We start from the raw sequence: 17,819 nt of genomic DNA, 5'->3' as shown, positions 1-17,819 counted from the left end.
GCTCATTCCAAGCAAGCGGCAGCCTCGTGCCGCGAACGATCTCGATCCGCGTTCGAACATGCGGTTCAACATCACTGGCAAACAGGAAAAATGGATGGTGCCGCTTACGTGACTCGAACACGTGACCCCATCATTACGAATGATGTGCTCTACCGACTGAGCTAAAGCGGCATTCTGCGGAGCATTCGGTTCGGCCCCGCGATTTGCATGGCGCTGATACAGTCTATGCGGTCAGATTTCAAGCGCTCAAATTGCCATTTGGCAAAAAAGCGAGGTGCTTGTGAAAAAAGCCCCGCTTTTCAGCGCCGGTCAAAGCGCCAGCCGCGCCCGTGCGTGCTGGTATTCTCTCTCCAGCCGATCGACGAGAGCGGATACGGGCTGGATGGACCTGACCGCGCCGATGCCCTGGCCGGAACCCCAGATATCCTTCCAAGCCTTCACGCCGGTCGTGGCGGCCTCGAAATCCATTTTGGAAGGATCGGCCTCGGGCAGCTTGTCCGGATCGAGGCCCGCGGCGCGGATCGAGGGTTTCAGATAATTGCCGTGTACGCCGGTGAAATAATTGGAATAGACGATATCGGCAGCGGTGCCCTCGACGATCGCCTGCTTGTAGGCGTCGGCCGCGCGGGCCTCCTCCGTGGCGATGAAGGGCGAGCCGATATAAGCAAGATCAGCGCCGGCAGCTTGCGCCGCGAGGATCGCGCCGCCGGTGGCGATGGCACCGGCCAGCAGCAACGGTCCATCGAACCATTCGCGGATTTCCTGCACGAGCGCGAAGGGCGAAAGCTGGCCGGCATGGCCGCCGGCGCCGGCAGCGACGGCAATCAGCCCGTCCGCACCCTTGCGGATCGCCGAATTGGCATGCCGGTTGTTGATGATGTCGTGCAGCACGATGCCGCCATAGGAATGCACGGCCGCGTTCACCTCGGGCACGGCGCCGAGCGAGGAAATGACGATCGGCACCTTGTATTTCACACAGAGCATCAGATCGTGTTCCAGGCGTTTGTTTGACGTATGGACGATCTGATTGACTGCAAATGGAGCTGCCGGATGATCCGGATTTGCGGCATTGTAGGCGGCAAGATCCTCGGTGATCATAGCAAGCCATTCGTCGAGCTGGCTTTCCGGGCGCGCGTTCAGCGCCGGAAACGAGCCGACGACACCGGCCTTGCATTGAGCCAGCGTCAAGGCGGGATGAGAGATGATGAAGAGCGGCGAAGCCACGACCGGCAGGCGCAGATGCTCGGTCAGGATCGAGGGGAGGGGCATGAACATCATCCCTTTTGACGTTTACGAAAACGTCAAAAGGGATAGCAGATGTCTGCCGAGAGGGGAAGATGGTGGAGGAGGCAAGCAGAGCAGGAGGCAATGGGCAATAGTGCCTGGCCGTCCCGGTCCTATACCTTCGCCTACTGCTGCTGCCTACCGGCACCCCATTTGTGTCGTCTTTGCCATTTATCCCCGCCCGAGTGCCCTTAACCCAAGGCGGAGGCTTGCGTATTGCAGAACGGGGCGTTACCGAATCCGGTTAACGATTGATGAAAATACGGCTGCCTTGCCAGCGGGCTATGCAAGTACGGTGCGAGTGAGCGTAAAGGATCGGATGTGAGCGGATTAGAAACGGCCATCAGAAGCGCGTTGGATCGGTCTGATCGCGCCAATCCGGAAATCCGGGCTCGCATCTATCAGTCGGCACGGCAGGCGCTGGAAGCCGGTCTTCGCAAGCAGGACATTACCGACGTCAATGTCGTAACCGCCCAGCGCCAGCGTCTTGAGGCGACGATCCGCGAGATCGAGGTCGAGGAGCGCGCCCGCCCCGCGCAGGCGATACCGGTTTCACCGGCGCTGGACGCTCCGCATGTTTCTCCATCCGCACCGCGCTCCGAAGCAAGGCCCGAAACCAGACCCGAAACAAGGCAGGCAGCCGCACGGCCGCAGGAGCCCGTCATGAGCGTGCGCGGGGAAACACGCGATCCCCCGATGTCGGCTGGCCCTGCCGTTCCGGTGGAGCCGATGTCGGCCGAGCGGGCAGGACGCGAAGGTGATTTCGGCGATATGCGCGCCGGCCCCGCCGATCATCTCGGTGCGGACAGCGATGTGCGTCCGACGGCCGATGCGCGGCCGGCGCGGTCGATGAACTTCAAGCCGGAGCGCGCGGCCGTGCGCCGTAAGCCGCGCAAGTTCTTCTCGCGCCTGCTCGTCTTCTGCATTCTGCTTGCCTTCCTCGGCGTCGGTGCCTGGTGGATCAAGACCTCGGGTGTGCTCATGTCCGCCGCCCAGCGGGATACGAGCGTGCCCAATCCGCCGGCGCATGTCGATTCGCAGGATTTCAGCGGCAACAGCAATGATGAGGACACGTCGGATCAGGATGACAATAGCGGCCCGGTCAATCCGGGCCTTGCCACCATCGATCCGCAGAACAGCTTCTCCGCGGAATGGCTGGAGGTATTGAAGCCCACCGACGCGCCGAAGGTTGCCACCAGCCCGCAATCGAAGGCCGAAAACGTATCGGAGAATGAAGGGCCGGCCGTGAGGCTGACCTCGCTCAGCAGTGGCCCGGACGGCAGCGGCTCGATCGAGGTGCCCGTCAATGTACTGCAGCAGATGGCCGGCAAGGCCTCGACGATCGCACTGACATTGCAATCCACCTCGGATGCACCGACGCAGATCACGGTGGAGTGCGATTTCGGTTCTCTCGGCCGTTGCGGTCGGCATCGTTTTACCGTCAGCCGGCAAAAGACGGATTCGCTGTTCCAGGTCAAGTTCGATCGTGCCATGGCGCCGACCAGCTCAGGGCGCCTGATCATCAATAGCGATGTCGATGGCAAGGCCCGCGGCGTCAATATCTACGCCATCCGTGTTCTGCCCGGGCAATAGAGCGTTTCCACTTTTCTTTGAATCGCGAAAACGCTCCATGCTCTTATTTCCCAACGCATTCCGGACGGAAAACCGCTACGCACTTTTCCTGGAACTGCTTTAGGTCTGGGCCACGCGTCGAACTCGTCAGGCGAGGATATCCGATCCCATCCCGAGGATCTTCTCGTCGACCTTGCCGATGGCTTCCTTGTCCTTGCCGTCATAATCGAGCGTCAGCAGAATGTGACGGATAAGGTTCAGGCGCGCGCGCCGCTTGTCGTTGGCGCGGAGGACGGTCCAGGGAGCGTGGTCCGTATGCGTATCCTTCAGCATGCGGTCGCGCTTTTCGCTGTAGTCCTTCCATTTCGGCAGGGCAGCGATATCCATCGAGGAGAGCTTCCAGACGGCGCGTGGATCGTGGCGCCGGTCGTGGAAACGCTTCAGCTGCATCTCCCGGCCGATATCGAGATAGAATTTGAAGAAATGGATGCCGTCCTGAACGATGAGTTTCTCCATCTGCGGCGCCTGCTTCAGGAACTGCTCGTATTGCTTCGGCGTGCAGAATCCCATGACTGGCTCCACCCCCGCGCGGTTATACCACGAGCGGTCGAAGAGCACGAATTCGCCGGCCGTCGGAAACTGGGCGACATAGCGCTGGAAGTACCATTGGCCGCTTTCGCGGTCGGTCGGCTTCGTCAGCGCCACCACGCGCGCCAGACGAGGGTTCATATGGGCCGAGGTCGCTGCGATCGAGCCTCCCTTGCCAGCGGCATCGCGGCCTTCGAAGAGCGCCATCACCCGCTTGCCGGTCGCTTGCAGCCAGAACTGCACCTTGATGAGTTCGATCTGCAGCGTCTTCAGCTCATCGAGATATTCTTCTTCCTTCAGCTTCTTCTTGTAGGGATAGCCACCCGAGGTCAGCGCCTCGTCATCGATCCAGCTCGGCAGCACGGGGTTATCGACATCGAATATGCGCTTGATGCCATGAATATCCAGCTCCACCGCCCGGCTTTCTGTCTTCTCCCCCATATGTCGGCTCCTCGGTTGTTTACATGGCGTTAACCCTGCCGCCGCCGGCGGCAAAAAGCTTGGCCAGAAAACTGGGGCATTTATTCAATAGTTTCAAGCCTTTTGCCGCCACCCTCGTTTGCCGGCTACATTTATTTCTGCCAATTGCTGGCTTCTGTGGATAGAGCCGAATACTTCTGTCATGAATCGCAGATAAGACGCGGAATCCAGCGTTCCATGATGGCAGGCGAAGGACGGCGCAGTTGGAAGACGAATGGTCATTTGTCAGGAAGTTGGCGGTGCGGCTGCGGCAGGAGAGTGCCATCCTGGTTCTGGCGACGCTGATTGCCGCGCTCGCCCTCGTCGAAGGCATCAACACCGGCGCCGTATTCTGGATCTGGGCGATCGTCATGATCGTCACGCTCATTCGTCCGCCGCTGGTCGAGCGGGTCGAGGTGCCATCACAAGCCGAACCTGCGCCTGCCGATGCGCAAACCCTGTTGCGCACCGCCTTTGCGGGACTGGCGGCACTCGATATGCCGGTGCTGATCATCGACCGCGAGGCGTCCGTGCTGGTACAGAACATGGCCGTCGAAAAAGCTTTCGGCGCCTTTCCGATCGGCGCACATATTTCCTCCAAGCTGCGCTCGCCGGGTTTGCTCGACATGGTACGCGAGACCATCGCCACCAATGCGCCGAACCAGATCGAGCATTCCGAGCGACTGCCATCGGAGCGGGTCTATGTCGTGCGTATCGCGCCGATCGATCTGCCTGAGATCGACAGGCAGGAAGATGCGCTCTTCCTGCTTTCTTTCCGCGACATATCGGAGTTGCGCCACATCGATCGCATGCGTTCGGACTTCGTTGCCAATGCGAGCCATGAATTGCGCACGCCCCTGGCATCGCTGCGCGGCTTCATCGAGACGATCCAGGGGCCCGCCAAAGCCGATCCGAAAGCGCAGCAGCGTTTCCTCGGCATCATGTTCGATCAGACGACCCGCATGAGCAGGCTGGTGGACGATCTTCTGTCGCTGTCGCGCCTGGAGCTGAAGTCGCATATCGCGCCGGATCAGAAGGTGGATCTCGTCCCCTTGCTCGGTCATGTGCGTGACTCCCTGCTGCCGCTTGCGGGGGATCTCGACGTGACCATCAATCTGCATTTGCCGGTGGGCAAGGTGGAGGTGTTGGGGGATCGAGACGAGCTGGTGCAGGTCTTCGAGAACCTGATCGAGAACGCCTGCAAATACGGCCAGGAAGGCAAGTCGGTGGAGGTTTCGCTACTCAGCGGTGCCGGCCAGGCCGTCGAAGTGGTCGTCTCGGACAAGGGGCCGGGCATACCCGCAGAACATGTGCCGCGCCTGACCGAGCGCTTCTATCGCGTTAACGTTGAGGACAGCCGGTCCAAGAAGGGGACCGGTCTCGGGCTTGCCATCGTCAAGCATATCCTGACCCGCCACCGTGCCAGGCTGATCGTAAAGTCGGAAGTCGGAAAAGGAACCGATTTTACGGTTCGCTTCTGAGAAGTACCTCGCATCCTCATTCGGATGGCGATTTACCAGAACAATATCAGATACATAATCTGTCATAATTGTTTCACTCGCCTGACATAAAAGGGCGGTGTTTTCATCAGTAAGAATGGACTGCTGAAAAAGTGGATGTAGCCTCCACCTCGGCGCTCTTCAAAGCTCATCAGGGGGATTCGTTGTGAATGCTTTGAAAATGTCCGTTCTTGCGCTGGTTGCATCGGCTGCCCTTGGGGGCACTGCAACCGCCCGCGATCAAATTCAGATCGCCGGCTCATCGACCGTATTTCCATATGCCAAGATCGTTGCCGAAACCTTCGGCGAGACCTTTACCGATTTCAAGACTCCTGTGGTCGAGTCCGGCGGCTCCGGAGCCGGCCTGAAGGAATTCTGCAAGGGTGTCGGAACGGATTCGATCGACATCGCCAATTCGTCGCGCCCGATCAAGGACAGCGAAGTCCAAGCCTGCAAGGCCGCCGGCGTCACCGATATCCAGCAGATCAAGATCGGCTATGACGGCATCGTCTTTGCCTTCGACAAGAGCAATCCAGACATCAGGCTCGAACCCGTCGATCTCTATAAGGCGATTGCCGCCGAAGTGGTCGTCGATGGCAAGCTCGTCGCCAACCCCTACAAGAAGTGGTCTGAGATCAATCCATCGCTGCCGGATTTTGAAATTGCTACCTATATTCCGGGTGAGAAGCACGGCACGCGCGAAGTCTTCGAAGAGAAGGTGCTTGCCGCCGGCTGCAAGGCTTCGGGCGCCGCCGATGTGATCAAGGCTGCAGTCTCCGACGCCGCTCAGCAGGCCAAAAAATGCGTTGCCGTGCGTAAGGATGGCGTCGCCGTCGATATAGACGGCGACTATCCCGAAACGCTGGCCCGTATCAATGCCAACAAGCACGGCATCGGTGTGTTCGGCTTGTATTTCTTCCAGAACAACGCCGACAAGCTGAAGGTAGCCACCGTCAACGGCATCGTGCCTTCGGGTCAGACGATTGCCGATGGCACCTATCCGGTATCGCGGCCGCTGTTCTTCTACGTCAAGAAAGCCCATCTGGGTGTCATCCCTGGGCTCAAGGAATATGTCGATTTCTTCACGAGCGATCAGATGATCGGACCTGAGAGCCCGCTAGCGGAATATGGCCTCGTGCCGGCGCCGGATGCTGAGCGCGACCAGATCCGTAAGGATGTCGCGGTCGGGAAGATCATGTGAATGCGGAAGGGTCGGGCACCGGTGCGGCTTTCCGCCACGCCGGGGTTCGCCGGGGAATGGGAATGAGTGTATCGCTGCTGCTGCTCTGCTTGTCGGTCTTCGGCGCCTCCGCTTTCGTGCTGGGGCGGGTGAGGGCGGCTGCGCTGTCGGGTGGCAGGTCCTCGTCCATGCATTCCCGGCTCGGCTATCACGGTGCCTATGCCGCTATCTGGGCGGTGCTTCCGCCCTTAGCGCTCGTCTGCGTCTGGCTGATCGCCGGCCCCATCGTCATCGACCGCCTGGTGACGAAATCTTTCCCGGAGGAGGTTCAGTCTCTTCCACCGGCCGAACTCAATCTCAGCTACGGCATGGTGCGCAGCATCGCTCGCGGCATGCGCATGCTCGATAGCCAGGAGCTCGCCGATGTCGATGCAGGCAAGGCCGATCTTCAGTTGCTGCTGGCGCAGAAGGGCGTTCCGCTTGCCGTTCGCCCCACGGGCTACATGATCGACGCTGCCAACAAATATAATGGCATGCGCGAAGTGAGCCGCACAGTCATGTCGGCAGCGGCGATCGTTCTGTCGCTGCTTTGCGCAGCCCATGGCCTTCGCGCCATCGCCCCGCGTTTTCGCGCCCGCAATCGTGTGGAACAGGTCATTCTCGGGGCACTGATCGTCGCTTCCTCCATCGCAGTGCTGACGACGGTCGGCATCGTCGTTTCCATGCTTTCGGAAGCGGCACGCTTCTTCGGCATGGTGCCGGCCAGCGAGTTCTTCTTCGGCACGGTCTGGGACCCGCGCTTCGCCGGCGCCGGCACGCAAACTTCAGGCACCTTCGGCCTGATCCCGCTGCTGGCGGGCACGATCTATATCGGGCTCGTCGCCATGCTCTTCGCCGTGCCCATCGGTCTGTTCGCGGCGATCTACATGGCTGAATATGCCTCGGCGCGCGTCCGCTCCATCGCCAAGCCGATGCTGGAGGTCCTAGCCGGCATCCCGACGATCGTCTACGGCTTCTTTGCCCTTGTCACCGTCGGCCCCTTCCTGCGCGATATCTCCGCCGAGATCGACGGTCTGATGACTGGAAACTACAGAAGCTTTATCGAGGCACAGAGCGTTTTGACGGCCGGCTTCGTCATGGGCGTCATGCTCATCCCTTACGTTTCCTCGCTGTCGGACGATATCATCATGGCCGTGCCGCGCTCGCTGCGCGACGGTTCGCTTGGCCTCGGCGCCACGCGGTCGGAAACGGTCAAGCGTGTTCTGCTGCCGGCCGCCCTTCCGGGCATCGTCGGCGCACTGCTGATGACCGCGTCGCGGGCGATCGGTGAAACCATGATCGTGGTGCTGGCAGCCGGCGTTGCCGCGCGCATGCAACTCGATCCCTTCGAGCCGATGACGACTGTCACCGTGAAGATCGTCAACCAGCTGACCGGCGATCTGGAATTCACCTCGCCGCAGACGCTCGTCGCCTTTGCACTCGGGATCACGCTGTTTTTCCTGACGCTGTGCCTCAACGTCTACGCGCTCTACATCGTCCGTCGATATAGGGAGCAATACGAATGAGCGGTGTCGTATCCTCCTCTCAGCTCAACATGCCGCGTGGCCTGACGCCGGGTGCGTCGGTGCGCCGTGATATCGGTATCAAAAAACGCTATGCTGCCGAGCGCCGCTTTCGCGCCTATGGGATCACGGCTGTCATTTTCGGTCTCGTCTTCCTTATGATCTTGGTCTCGACCGTGGTCCGCACCGGCTACACGGCTTTTGTTCAGACATCGATCACCTTGCCGATCGAATTCACCGAGAAGGTGATCGACCCTGCAGCCAAGCGCGCCAGCGATCCGAAGGTTCTGATCGCTGCCAACTACCCGGTACTGGTGCGCGATGCACTGGTGAAGGCGCTTGGTATCGATCCGGCCAATCGCGCTCTCGTTCGCGAGGCAACGGCGATGGTGTCGGACAGTGCCAGGATCGCGCTGCGCGATAGGGTCGTCGCCAATCCCTCGATCATAGGGACGACGCAGAACGTCACCTTCCTTGCCAGCTCCAATATCGATTCAGCCAACAAGGGCCAGATCGATCTGACGGTCGATGAGAAGGATCGCAAGATATCCGACCGCCAGGTCGCCTGGATGAAGCAACTCAGCGAAAGCGGTGCGCTTTACAAGGCCTTCAACAGCGGTCTCTTCCTGTCGGGCAATTCGAGCCGACCCGAAGCCGCCGGGCTCGGCGTCGCTCTGATCGGCTCGTTCTACCTGATGCTGACCGTTCTCGTGCTTGCCTTGCCGGTCGGCGTCGCCGCCTCGATCTATCTGGAGGAGTTCGCACCGAAGAACCGGCTGACGGACCTGATCGAGGTCAACATCAACAATCTCGCGGCCGTCCCATCGATCGTCTACGGCCTGCTGGGTCTCTCGGTCTTCATCAACATGATGGGACTGCCGCGCTCTGCCTCGCTGGTCGGCGGTCTCGTGCTGAGCCTGATGACGCTGCCGATGATCATTATCGCCACACGCTCGGCGCTGCGGGCCGTACCGCCGTCGATCCGCAGCGCGGCGCTCGGTCTTGGTGCATCGCGCATGCAGATGGTCTTCCATCACGTGTTGCCGCTTGCGATGCCGGGCATTCTGACGGGCACGATCCTCGGGCTTGCGCACGCGCTTGGCGAGACTGCGCCGCTGCTTCTGATCGGCATGGTCGCTTTCGTCGCCAACTATCCGGCATCGCCGCTCGAACCTTCGACGGCGCTGCCGGTGCAGATCTACATGTGGGCGAGCGAAGCCGAGCGGGCCTTTGTCGAAAGGACGTCCGGCGCCATCATCGTGCTTCTCTTCTTCCTCGTCGCGATGAACATCGGCGCCATCCTGCTGCGCCGCCGCTTTGAGCGGCGCTGGTAAGGGAGGGCGCACGAAATGAACATGATGACGGAAGCCGCCAGCGAAAAAGCATTGTCCAGGAAGATGATGACGATCCCCTACAAGATGATCGGCCAGGACGTTTCTGTGTTCTACGGCGACAAGCGGGCGCTCTTTGACGTCAATTTGAAGATCCGCGCGAATACGGTCACGGCTTTGATCGGCCCTTCCGGTTGCGGCAAGTCCACCTTCCTGCGCTGCCTCAACCGCATGAACGATACGATCGAGACCTGCCGGGTCACCGGCAAGATCACGCTCGACGATCAGGATGTCTACGACGACAGCATCGACGTGGTGGAGTTGCGCGCCCGCGTCGGCATGGTCTTCCAGAAGCCCAACCCATTTCCGAAGTCCATCTATGAGAACGTCGCCTATGGTCCGCGCATCCATGGCCTGCATCGCTCAAAGGCCGATCTCGAGCATATCGTCGAGAGCAGTCTTCAGAAGGCCGGTCTCTGGGGCGAGGTGAAGGATCGGCTCCATGATGCCGGCACGAGCCTGTCCGGCGGCCAGCAGCAGCGTCTGTGCATCGCCCGCGCCGTCGCGGTCAGTCCGGAGGTCATCCTGATGGACGAGCCATGCTCGGCGCTCGATCCCATCGCAACCGCCAAGGTCGAGGATCTCATCCACGAGCTGCGGGAGAATTTCACCATCGTCATCGTGACGCATTCCATGCAGCAGGCAGCCCGCGTCTCGCAGCGTACCGCAATGTTCCATCTCGGCCACCTGGTCGAGGAGAACGACACCGATAAGATGTTCACCAATCCCGACGATTTCCGCACGCAGGATTACATCATGGGCCGTTTTGGTTGATGATGTCAGGCGCGCGGCTCATTTCACACAGTTCACCTTGAGGATAGAAAAATGGTCTCCACTCACATTCTCTCTGCCTATGACGAAGACCTGAAGTTCCTGACGCGCCGCATTGCTGAAATGGGCGGCCTGGCAGAGCAGATGGTTAGCGATAGCGTACGCGCGCTGGTCAACAGCGACACTGCCCTGGCCCAGAAGGTCATCTCCGACGACGTCGTTCTCGACCATGCCGAGCGCGAAGTCGGCGACAAGGCGATCGTCACCATCGCCCGCCGTCAGCCGATGGCGGCTGACCTGCGTGAAATCATGGGCTCGATCCGCATCGCCTCCGATCTGGAGCGCGTAGGCGATCTCGGCAAGAACACCGCAAAGCGCGTCATCGCCGTGCAGGGCACCGGTGTCCCGCGCCGTCTCGCTCGCGGCATCGAGCATCTCTCCGAACTGGCGCTGAGCCAGCTCAAGGAAGTTCTGGATGTCTACGCGACCCGCTCGCCGGACAAGGCCGTGTCGATCCGCGAACGCGACGAGGAAATCGACGCCATGTACACCTCGCTCTTTCGCGAGATGCTGACCTACATGATGGAAGATCCGCGCAACATCACCACCTGCACGCATCTTCTTTTCTGCGCCAAAAACATTGAGCGCATCGGCGACCACGCCACCAACATCGCCGAGACGATCTATTACATGGCGACGGGCGCGCAGCCGGAAGGCGAGCGCCCGAAGGACGATACCGCCAATACCGTCGGCGCAGTGACGGAATAATCCGAAAGCGAAGAAAGGAGACCATAGGCGCATGGTTCCGAGAGTTGCTGTTGTAGAAGACGAGGAAGCGCTCAGCGTTCTGCTGCGCTACAATCTTGAGGCCGAAGGCTTCGAGGTAGACACGATCCTCAGAGGCGATGAGGCCGAGCTGCGTCTCCAGGAGCGCATCCCCGACCTCCTGATCCTCGACTGGATGCTCCCCGGCGTATCCGGCATCGAGCTCTGCCGCCGGCTGCGTATGCGGCCGGAGACGGAGCGTCTGCCGATCATCATGCTGACGGCGCGCGGCGAGGAAAGCGAGCGCGTGCGCGGGCTTTCGACCGGCGCGGACGATTATGTCGTCAAGCCGTTCTCGACGCCGGAGCTGATGGCTCGCGTCAAGGCGATGCTGCGGCGTGCCCGCCCGGAGGTTCTCTCCACGGTGCTGCGCTGCGGCGATATCGAGCTGGATCGCGAAACCCATCGCGTCCACCGCAAGAGCCGCGAAGTGCGGTTGGGGCCCACGGAATTCCGCCTGCTGGAGTTCCTGATGTCCTCGCCGGGCCGCGTCTTCTCGCGTTCGCAGCTGCTCGACGGCGTATGGGGTCACGATATCTACGTCGACGAACGCACGGTCGACGTCCATGTCGGCCGCCTGCGCAAGGCGCTCAATTTCTCCAATATGCAGGATGTCATCCGCACCGTTCGCGGCGCGGGCTACTCCATGGAGGCCTGAGCGGGGATACCCGATCAGGCATTCGACATAGCGGCGGAAACAGAAAACGGGCCCCAGGGCCCGTTTCTTTTATCTCATCGATGGCGCGTCTCAGCCGCGTGGTTGCGCTGGCCGACGGCGTTCATGCACCGGCTGGTAGGCCAGGCGCTGATGGTAGGTGCAGTAAGGCGACGAATCTGGGCTCTCGTTGCCGCAGAAATGGAAATCGTCCTTCAGCGGATCGCCGACCGGCCACTTGCAGGTACGCTCCGTCAGTTCCGTCAGGCCGAGGCGACGGGAGATCGGAACGACGACGTTCGATGCCGGGCGATACTGGATTTCATTGACGGAATCGATCTCGATCTCTTCCTTCAGCATGGTTGCGCCCTGCTGGCGGGCAACCACCGTGCGGGTAGCAACGCGCGATCCGTAGGTCGCAGCGCGAGGTGCCGCTGCGCTGCGCTTCGGCGTGCGCGCTGCGGTTGTCGTGCCGCCCGCCTTCGCTCGGCCGGGGAGGTTCAGGCGATGCACCTTGCCGATAACGGCATTACGGCTCACGCCACCGAGCTGCGCAGCGATCTGGCTGGCGCTCAATCCTTCGGACCATAGCTTTTTCAGCTTCTCGACGCGTTCGTCTGTCCAATTCATGCCCTGTCTCCGCTGTCGCGTTTCCGATGGCAGAATCCCTCACCATTGCCTCGCATGGTATCGAGGCGCGAAACGCTCTAAAATTGTGGTGACTAGTTCCGCCGCATGCAGTCTAGCAATTGGTTTTTAACCTAGTGTGAGGCTGACTCCGTGACAAGAGTCGCGGGAATCTTGAGGAATCGATTTCGAGGTTTTCCCCAACTTGCTGTCCGGGCGTGGCATTTCTGCCATAGGCGCCGCCCGATGCATCTCTTTTGCCGGCAAGCGTTTTCTCGCACCTGCTAAAACGGCAGTTTTGTTGACATCGCGGTGCAAAACATCAATAGTGCCCAAGCCGCCGCAAGGCGGCATTTTTGATTTTTTCGGACCCGTTTCATCAAATGGAAGCGATCGGTCCTTAAAGTTGTGATCAGGAGATATGGCCATGGCCGAGACCACGCCGCTTTACGACACCTACTTGCGCGCTCCGCTGCGGTTCGAGCGAGGCGAGGGCGTCTGGCTGGTCACTGAGAATGGCGAACGCTACCTCGATTTCGCAGCCGGCGTCGCGGTCAATTCGCTCGGTCATGCTCATCCCCATCTTGTCGCCGAGCTGAAGGCGCAGGCCGACAAGGTCTGGCACCTGTCCAACCTCTATGAGGTGCCCGGCCAGGAGAAGCTGTCGAAGCGGCTGACGGAGGTGACCTTCGCCGACAAGGTGTTCTTCACCAATTCGGGCGCGGAGGCGCTGGAGTGCGCCATCAAGACTGCGCGGCGCTATCAGTTCGCCAAGGGGCATCCCGAGAAGTTCCATATCATCACCTTCGAAGGCGCCTTCCACGGCCGCACCATCGCAACGATCGCCGCCGGTGGCCAGGAGAAGTATATCGAAGGCTTCGGCCCGAAGGCACCGGGCTTCGACCAGGTGGAGTTTGGCGATCTCGACGCCGTGCGCGCCGCCATCACGGATGCGACGGCTGCGATCCTGATCGAGCCGGTGCAGGGCGAGGGCGGTATCCGCCCGGCGACCAACGAATTCCTGCGGGGGCTGCGGGAGATCTGCGATGAGCACGGCCTGCTTTTGATCCTCGACGAAGTTCAGTGCGGTGTCGGCCGTACCGGCAAGCTCTTTGCCCATGAATGGTCCGGCATCAAGCCTGACATCATGGCGGTCGCCAAGGGTATCGGCGGCGGTTTCCCGCTCGGTGCGTGCCTTGCGACGGCAGAAGCCGCTTCCGGTATGAAGGCCGGTACGCATGGCTCGACCTATGGCGGCAATCCTCTCGCCATGGCAGTCGGCAATGCGGTTCTCGATATCGTGCTTGCCGAAGGCTTCCTGCAGCATGTGCGCGATGTCTCGCTGGTCTTCCGCCAGGGGCTCGCCTCGCTCAAGGATCGTTTTCCTGACATCATCGAGGACGTTCGCGGTGAAGGCCTGATGCTCGGCATCAAGGCGGCCATTCCGCAGGCGGACCTGCTGCAGGCGATCCGTGCCGAGCGTCTGCTCGGCGTTCCGGCCGGCGACAACGTCATCCGCCTGCTGCCGCCGCTGGTCGTCACTGCCGAGGAAGCACGCGAAGGTTTCGCTCGCCTGGAGCGCGCCGCCGAGCGTGCGCGCGCTGCCCGCACCAAGAAATCGGCTTGAATTCAACGCCCGCTGTCGGGGCGTTCCTGCCCCACGCGGGCGTTATTGTTTTTTCTGGAGTACAGGTAAGGACATGGCTTCTCCGAAACACTTTCTCGATCTCTCTGCCGTTCCGGCTGCCGATCTGCGCAACATCATCGATGACGCGATCGTCCGAAAGAGCGCGCAGAAGGCCGGCACGGCCGACAAGCCGCTTGCCGGCAAGATGCTGGCGATGATCTTCGAGAAGCCGTCCACCCGAACCCGCGTCTCCTTCGACGTCGGCATGCGGCAGCTCGGCGGCGAGACGCTGTTCCTCTCCGGCACCGAAATGCAGCTTGGCCGCGCCGAGACGATCGGCGATACGGCGAAAGTGCTGTCGCGCTATGTCGATGCGATCATGATCCGCACGACCGATCATTCCCGCCTGCTGGAGCTGGCGGAACATGCGACTGTTCCGGTCATCAATGCGCTGACCGACGACACGCACCCCTGCCAGATCATGGCCGATATCATGACCTTCGAAGAGCATCGCGGCCCTATTAAGGGCAAGACGCTTGCCTGGACGGGCGACGGCAATAATGTGCTGCATTCGCTGATCGAAGGGGCCGCCCGTTTCGGCTATCGCATGAATATGGCGGTACCCCTTGGTTCCGAGCCGAAGGATCACTATCTGAACTGGGCCCGCAACGAGGGCGCCGAAATCATGCTCTCGCATGATGCAGACCGTGCGGTCGCCGGCGCCGATTGCGTGGTAACCGATACCTGGGTTTCCATGAATCAGGAGCACCGGGCACGCGGTCACAACGTCTTCCAGCCCTATCAGGTCAACAAGGCTTTGATGGCACAGGCCGGCAAAGACGCGTTGTTCATGCATTGCCTGCCCGCCCATCGCGGGGAGGAAGTGACGGACGAGGTGATCGATGGCCCGCAATCCGTTGTCTTTGATGAGGCGGAAAACCGCCTTCATGCGCAAAAGTCGATTCTTGCTTGGTGCCTGGGCGCGATCTGAAGATATCAAGCCGCGTCTCAAGGGCGCGGGCGCAGTAGGAGTAAGCTAATGGCAGAAAATGCCGCCTCGCTGGGTCAGTTCGATTTCGCCGGTGACGATCATGTCGTTCCCTTCCAGGTGGAAGGTCTGGATGTGCGCGGCCGTGCCGTGCAGCTCGGTCCGCTGCTGGACACGATCCTTGCCCGGCACGATTATCCGACGCCGGTTGCGCGGCTGCTCGCCGAGGCCATTGTCCTGACCGTCCTGCTCGGTACGTCGCTGAAATTCGAAGGCAAGTTCACCGTGCAAACCAAGGGCGACGGTCCCGTCGACCTTCTGGTCGCCGATTTCTCGACGCCGGAAAACGTCCGGGCCTATGCGCGTTTCAATGAAGAGGCGCTGGCAAAGGCAGTTGCGGAAGGCCGGACCGAGCCTGAGCAGCTGCTGGGCAAGGGGGTGCTCGCTTTTACCATCGATCAGGGCCGCTTCAGTCAGCCTTATCAGGGCATCGTCGCGCTTGATGGCGCCTCGCTCGAAGAGATCGCTGGCACCTATTTCCGCCAGTCGGAACAGATCCCGACGCGTGTGCGTCTGGGCGCTGCAGAGCTCTTCGATCGCGATGAGAACGGCAAGCCGCGTCACCGCTGGCGTGCCGGCGGCCTGATCGCGCAGTTCTTGCCGGAAGCGCCCGAGCGCATGCGCCAGCCGGACCTGCATGGCGGCGATGGCGATACCGGCGGGCGCGATCATGCCGAGGACGACGCCTGGGCGGAAGCGCGCAGCCTGGTGGAAACCATCGATGCAGATGAGCTGACGGATCCGCAGGTTGGCACCGAGCGGCTTCTCTATCGCCTCTTCCACGAGCGCGGCGTGCGCGTCTATGAACCGAAGGCCGTCTATGACCGCTGTTCGTGCTCGCGCGACAAGCTGAAGGGCGTCTTGAAAGGTTTCACAGCCGAGGAGATTGAGGCCAGCCAGGAGAATGGCGAGATCGCCGTCACCTGCGAGTTCTGCTCGACGACCTATCGCTTCGAAGTGTCGGAAATAGAGGTGGCTTGAGGTCGCTCAGTTCAGCGTACGCAGCAGGTTAGGCGTATCCAGTGAAAAGGCGGGGATCTTGACATGGAATTGCTCCCCGCCGTCCGTTTCCATCTGGTAATGACCGAACATCATGCCTGACGGTGTATCCAGTGGGCAGCCCGAGGAATATTCATAGGTATCGCCGGGCTTCAGGTGAGGCTGCTCCCCGACCACGCCGGGGCCTGTCACTTCATCCACGATGCCGTTCATGTCGGTGATGTGCCAATAGCGCGTTACCAGCTTCACGGCTTCCTTCGAGTGGTTGGAAATGACGATGCGGTATCCCCAGACATAACGGTCATCGTCCGGGTCGGATTGCTCCTCCAGATAAAACGGCTCTACAACCACCTCGATGTCGCGTGTTAGGGCGCGATACATGCCTGACACCTTGCCACTGCCCTGAAACGTCGAGCGCTCCTTGAAGCCGCATCGCCGTTTCAGCATTTTCAAGTTTGCGGCATATTATCCGCTTTCCACCATTCCCGCAAAGTGCAGGATATTTAGCGGTATCCTATAACCGATGCTTTCCGTCAAGGAACGACGTAATGAAATCTTGCGTGAACGGTTGGGACGGTTTCGATTCCAGCTATTGCGGCTCATGTTGAAGGTTAACGAAGTCATCCCCAAGTATCCTAGGTCACCGTGATTTGATCTTATCTGCCGGAGTAGAGGTGGGCGCATCCTCCGTACTCAGGAAACGCTTGCCACGATTGTCCGTGGACTTCTGTGATCGATGGTCAACCTGATCGCTCGGCATCAAAACCTCCGAGCCATATAACCCCCATTCCTTTTATATGTTCCTCCGACAGGGCTTGGATGAGATTCCCCTGCAGGAGGATTTGGGCTATCATCTGATTCTGGCATCGCCCATGCCTCCCCCCTCCATTCGGGAAAGTATATTTCATGCAGGGCCGTCGACATCCAAACCGACTGTTTGAGCGCCTGGCATAAGGAGGGGTTGCGGTCATTGCTCGCAATAGGAGGTTTATATGAGGCTTTCTGCCCCTGTATATCATTTGAAACGTAAGGCGAGGCTCCTGTCCCGCCAGCAGAACATCCCCCTGCACGCCGCGCTGGATCGCGTCGCGGCCGTCGAGGGTTTCGGAGGCTGGAGTTTGCTTGCAAGCAAAACGAACTCAGCCGTGCCCGTCGGCGAGCTGTATTCGCGTTTAAGCCCGGGCGATCTGGTGCTGATCGGCGCACGGCGCGGTCACGGCAAGACCCTGATGAGCCTGAGGCTCGCCGTCGAAGCCATGAAGGCTGGCAATCGCGGTGTCTTCTTCACGTTGGAGGACACGGAAAAGGTCGTTCTGGAGCGTTTCCCGGTGATCGGTGCCGATCATGCGGAATTTGCTGATCTATTCGAATTCGATAATTCGGATGCCATCAGTGCCGATTATATCGTCGAAAGGCTGACTGCGGCGGCGCCCGGTACATTGGCAGTGGTCGATTTTCTGCAACTGCTGGATCAGAAGCGGGAGAATCCGGAATTAATGATCCAGGTTCAGATATTGAAGACGTTTGCGCGCGCCAGAGGCGTTATCGTCGTCTTCATCTCGCAGATCGACCGTTCCTACGATCCCGCGTTGAAGCCCGTGCCCGATCTTGCGGATGTTCGCCTGCCGAATCCGCTGGATCTCAACTTGTTCGACAAGATGGTCTTCCTGAACAACGGCCTGGTCGAATTCAAGGTCGCCAGCTGACGAGCTGCCAATTGTCTAAAGGCGAT

The 17,819-nt window shown here is 60.4% G+C and carries 17 protein-coding genes and 1 tRNA gene; 12 read left to right on the top strand and 6 right to left on the bottom strand.

Going from position 1 to position 17,819, the window contains the following annotated elements; genetic code table 11:
- Window positions 1-95: 95 nt before the first annotated feature.
- Window positions 96-171, bottom strand: a tRNA-Thr gene (locus tag AC13QE_RS14380).
- A 138-nt stretch (window positions 172-309) separates the two neighbouring features.
- Window positions 310-1,269 carry an NAD(P)H-dependent flavin oxidoreductase gene (locus AC13QE_RS14375; protein ID WP_488484177.1) on the bottom strand — a complete coding sequence of 320 codons (960 nt, stop codon included), beginning with the start codon at window positions 1,267-1,269 and terminating at the stop codon, window positions 310-312.
- A 336-nt stretch (window positions 1,270-1,605) separates the two neighbouring features.
- Between AC13QE_RS14375 and AC13QE_RS14370 the strand changes: the two genes are divergently transcribed.
- Window positions 1,606-2,877, top strand: a complete 1,272-nt coding sequence (locus AC13QE_RS14370) for a serine/threonine-protein kinase (protein ID WP_488484176.1) — start codon at window positions 1,606-1,608, stop codon at window positions 2,875-2,877.
- Window positions 2,878-3,003: 126 nt separating this feature from the next.
- Here AC13QE_RS14370 and ppk2 read toward each other — a convergent pair whose 3' ends face one another.
- Window positions 3,004-3,885, bottom strand: coding sequence for a polyphosphate kinase 2 (gene ppk2 / locus AC13QE_RS14365; protein WP_132715753.1), 882 nt, complete (start codon window positions 3,883-3,885; stop codon window positions 3,004-3,006).
- 272 nt (window positions 3,886-4,157) lie between these two features.
- Between ppk2 and phoR the strand changes: the two genes are divergently transcribed.
- The 7 genes from phoR to phoB all read left to right on the top strand — a co-directional run bounded on the left by phoR (window position 4,158) and on the right by phoB (window position 11,789).
- On the top strand, window positions 4,158-5,384 hold the full coding sequence (gene phoR / locus AC13QE_RS14360; RefSeq protein ID WP_132716665.1) for a phosphate regulon sensor histidine kinase PhoR: 1,227 nt from the start codon (window positions 4,158-4,160) through the stop codon (window positions 5,382-5,384).
- 199 nt (window positions 5,385-5,583) lie between these two features.
- On the top strand, window positions 5,584-6,603 hold the full coding sequence (locus AC13QE_RS14355; protein ID WP_488484175.1) for a substrate-binding domain-containing protein: 1,020 nt from the start codon (window positions 5,584-5,586) through the stop codon (window positions 6,601-6,603).
- Window positions 6,604-6,665: 62 nt separating this feature from the next.
- Window positions 6,666-8,147 (top strand): phosphate ABC transporter permease subunit PstC, encoded by a 1,482-nt coding sequence (gene pstC, locus AC13QE_RS14350; RefSeq protein WP_488484174.1) that lies wholly within the window; start codon window positions 6,666-6,668, stop codon window positions 8,145-8,147.
- A gap of 29 nt (window positions 8,148-8,176) precedes the next feature.
- On the top strand, window positions 8,177-9,478 hold the full coding sequence (gene pstA / locus AC13QE_RS14345) for a phosphate ABC transporter permease PstA (protein WP_132716666.1): 1,302 nt from the start codon (window positions 8,177-8,179) through the stop codon (window positions 9,476-9,478).
- 15 nt (window positions 9,479-9,493) lie between these two features.
- Window positions 9,494-10,309 carry a phosphate ABC transporter ATP-binding protein PstB gene (gene pstB / locus AC13QE_RS14340; protein WP_112336598.1) on the top strand — a complete coding sequence of 272 codons (816 nt, stop codon included), beginning with the start codon at window positions 9,494-9,496 and terminating at the stop codon, window positions 10,307-10,309.
- A gap of 51 nt (window positions 10,310-10,360) precedes the next feature.
- Entirely contained in the window at window positions 10,361-11,074 is a 714-nt protein-coding gene (gene phoU, locus AC13QE_RS14335; protein ID WP_037155605.1) for a phosphate signaling complex protein PhoU, read from the top strand.
- A gap of 31 nt (window positions 11,075-11,105) precedes the next feature.
- Entirely contained in the window at window positions 11,106-11,789 is a 684-nt protein-coding gene (gene phoB, locus AC13QE_RS14330; protein WP_004128368.1) for a phosphate regulon transcriptional regulator PhoB, read from the top strand.
- A gap of 90 nt (window positions 11,790-11,879) precedes the next feature.
- On the opposite strand, the gene AC13QE_RS14325 is transcribed toward phoB, so the two are convergent.
- Window positions 11,880-12,416 carry a GcrA family cell cycle regulator gene (locus AC13QE_RS14325; RefSeq protein ID WP_112336597.1) on the bottom strand — a complete coding sequence of 179 codons (537 nt, stop codon included), beginning with the start codon at window positions 12,414-12,416 and terminating at the stop codon, window positions 11,880-11,882.
- A gap of 126 nt (window positions 12,417-12,542) precedes the next feature.
- On the bottom strand, window positions 12,543-12,842 hold the full coding sequence (locus AC13QE_RS14320) for a hypothetical protein (protein ID WP_165915183.1): 300 nt from the start codon (window positions 12,840-12,842) through the stop codon (window positions 12,543-12,545).
- Here AC13QE_RS14320 and AC13QE_RS14315 point away from each other — a divergent pair.
- The 3 genes from AC13QE_RS14315 (at window position 12,841) to AC13QE_RS14305 (ending at window position 16,069) form a co-directional block, all read left to right on the top strand.
- Window positions 12,841-14,040, top strand: a complete 1,200-nt coding sequence (locus AC13QE_RS14315; protein ID WP_132715756.1) for an aspartate aminotransferase family protein — start codon at window positions 12,841-12,843, stop codon at window positions 14,038-14,040. The two genes, AC13QE_RS14320 and AC13QE_RS14315, sit on opposite strands and share 2 nt — an antisense overlap.
- A gap of 73 nt (window positions 14,041-14,113) precedes the next feature.
- Window positions 14,114-15,031 carry an ornithine carbamoyltransferase gene (argF, locus tag AC13QE_RS14310; protein WP_069611241.1) on the top strand — a complete coding sequence of 306 codons (918 nt, stop codon included), beginning with the start codon at window positions 14,114-14,116 and terminating at the stop codon, window positions 15,029-15,031.
- A gap of 48 nt (window positions 15,032-15,079) precedes the next feature.
- The gene (locus AC13QE_RS14305; protein WP_488484173.1) at window positions 15,080-16,069 is read left to right on the top strand and encodes an Hsp33 family molecular chaperone; all 990 of its coding nucleotides are present in this window, start codon (window positions 15,080-15,082) and stop codon (window positions 16,067-16,069) included.
- 6 nt (window positions 16,070-16,075) lie between these two features.
- On the opposite strand, the gene apaG is transcribed toward AC13QE_RS14305, so the two are convergent.
- On the bottom strand, window positions 16,076-16,468 hold the full coding sequence (gene apaG, locus AC13QE_RS14300) for a Co2+/Mg2+ efflux protein ApaG (protein WP_015338724.1): 393 nt from the start codon (window positions 16,466-16,468) through the stop codon (window positions 16,076-16,078).
- Between the two features lie 611 nt (window positions 16,469-17,079).
- Between apaG and AC13QE_RS14295 the strand changes: the two genes are divergently transcribed.
- Complete coding sequence (locus tag AC13QE_RS14295; protein WP_488484172.1) at window positions 17,080-17,793, top strand: DNA helicase; 714 nt, start codon at window positions 17,080-17,082, stop codon at window positions 17,791-17,793.
- The last annotated feature ends 26 nt before the right edge of the window (window positions 17,794-17,819 follow it).

The organism is Martinezella sp. CNPSo 3957 (assembly GCF_057784395.1).
The sequence above is the reverse complement of the archived record's forward strand: the minus strand, read 5'-3'. Positions and strand labels throughout refer to the sequence as shown.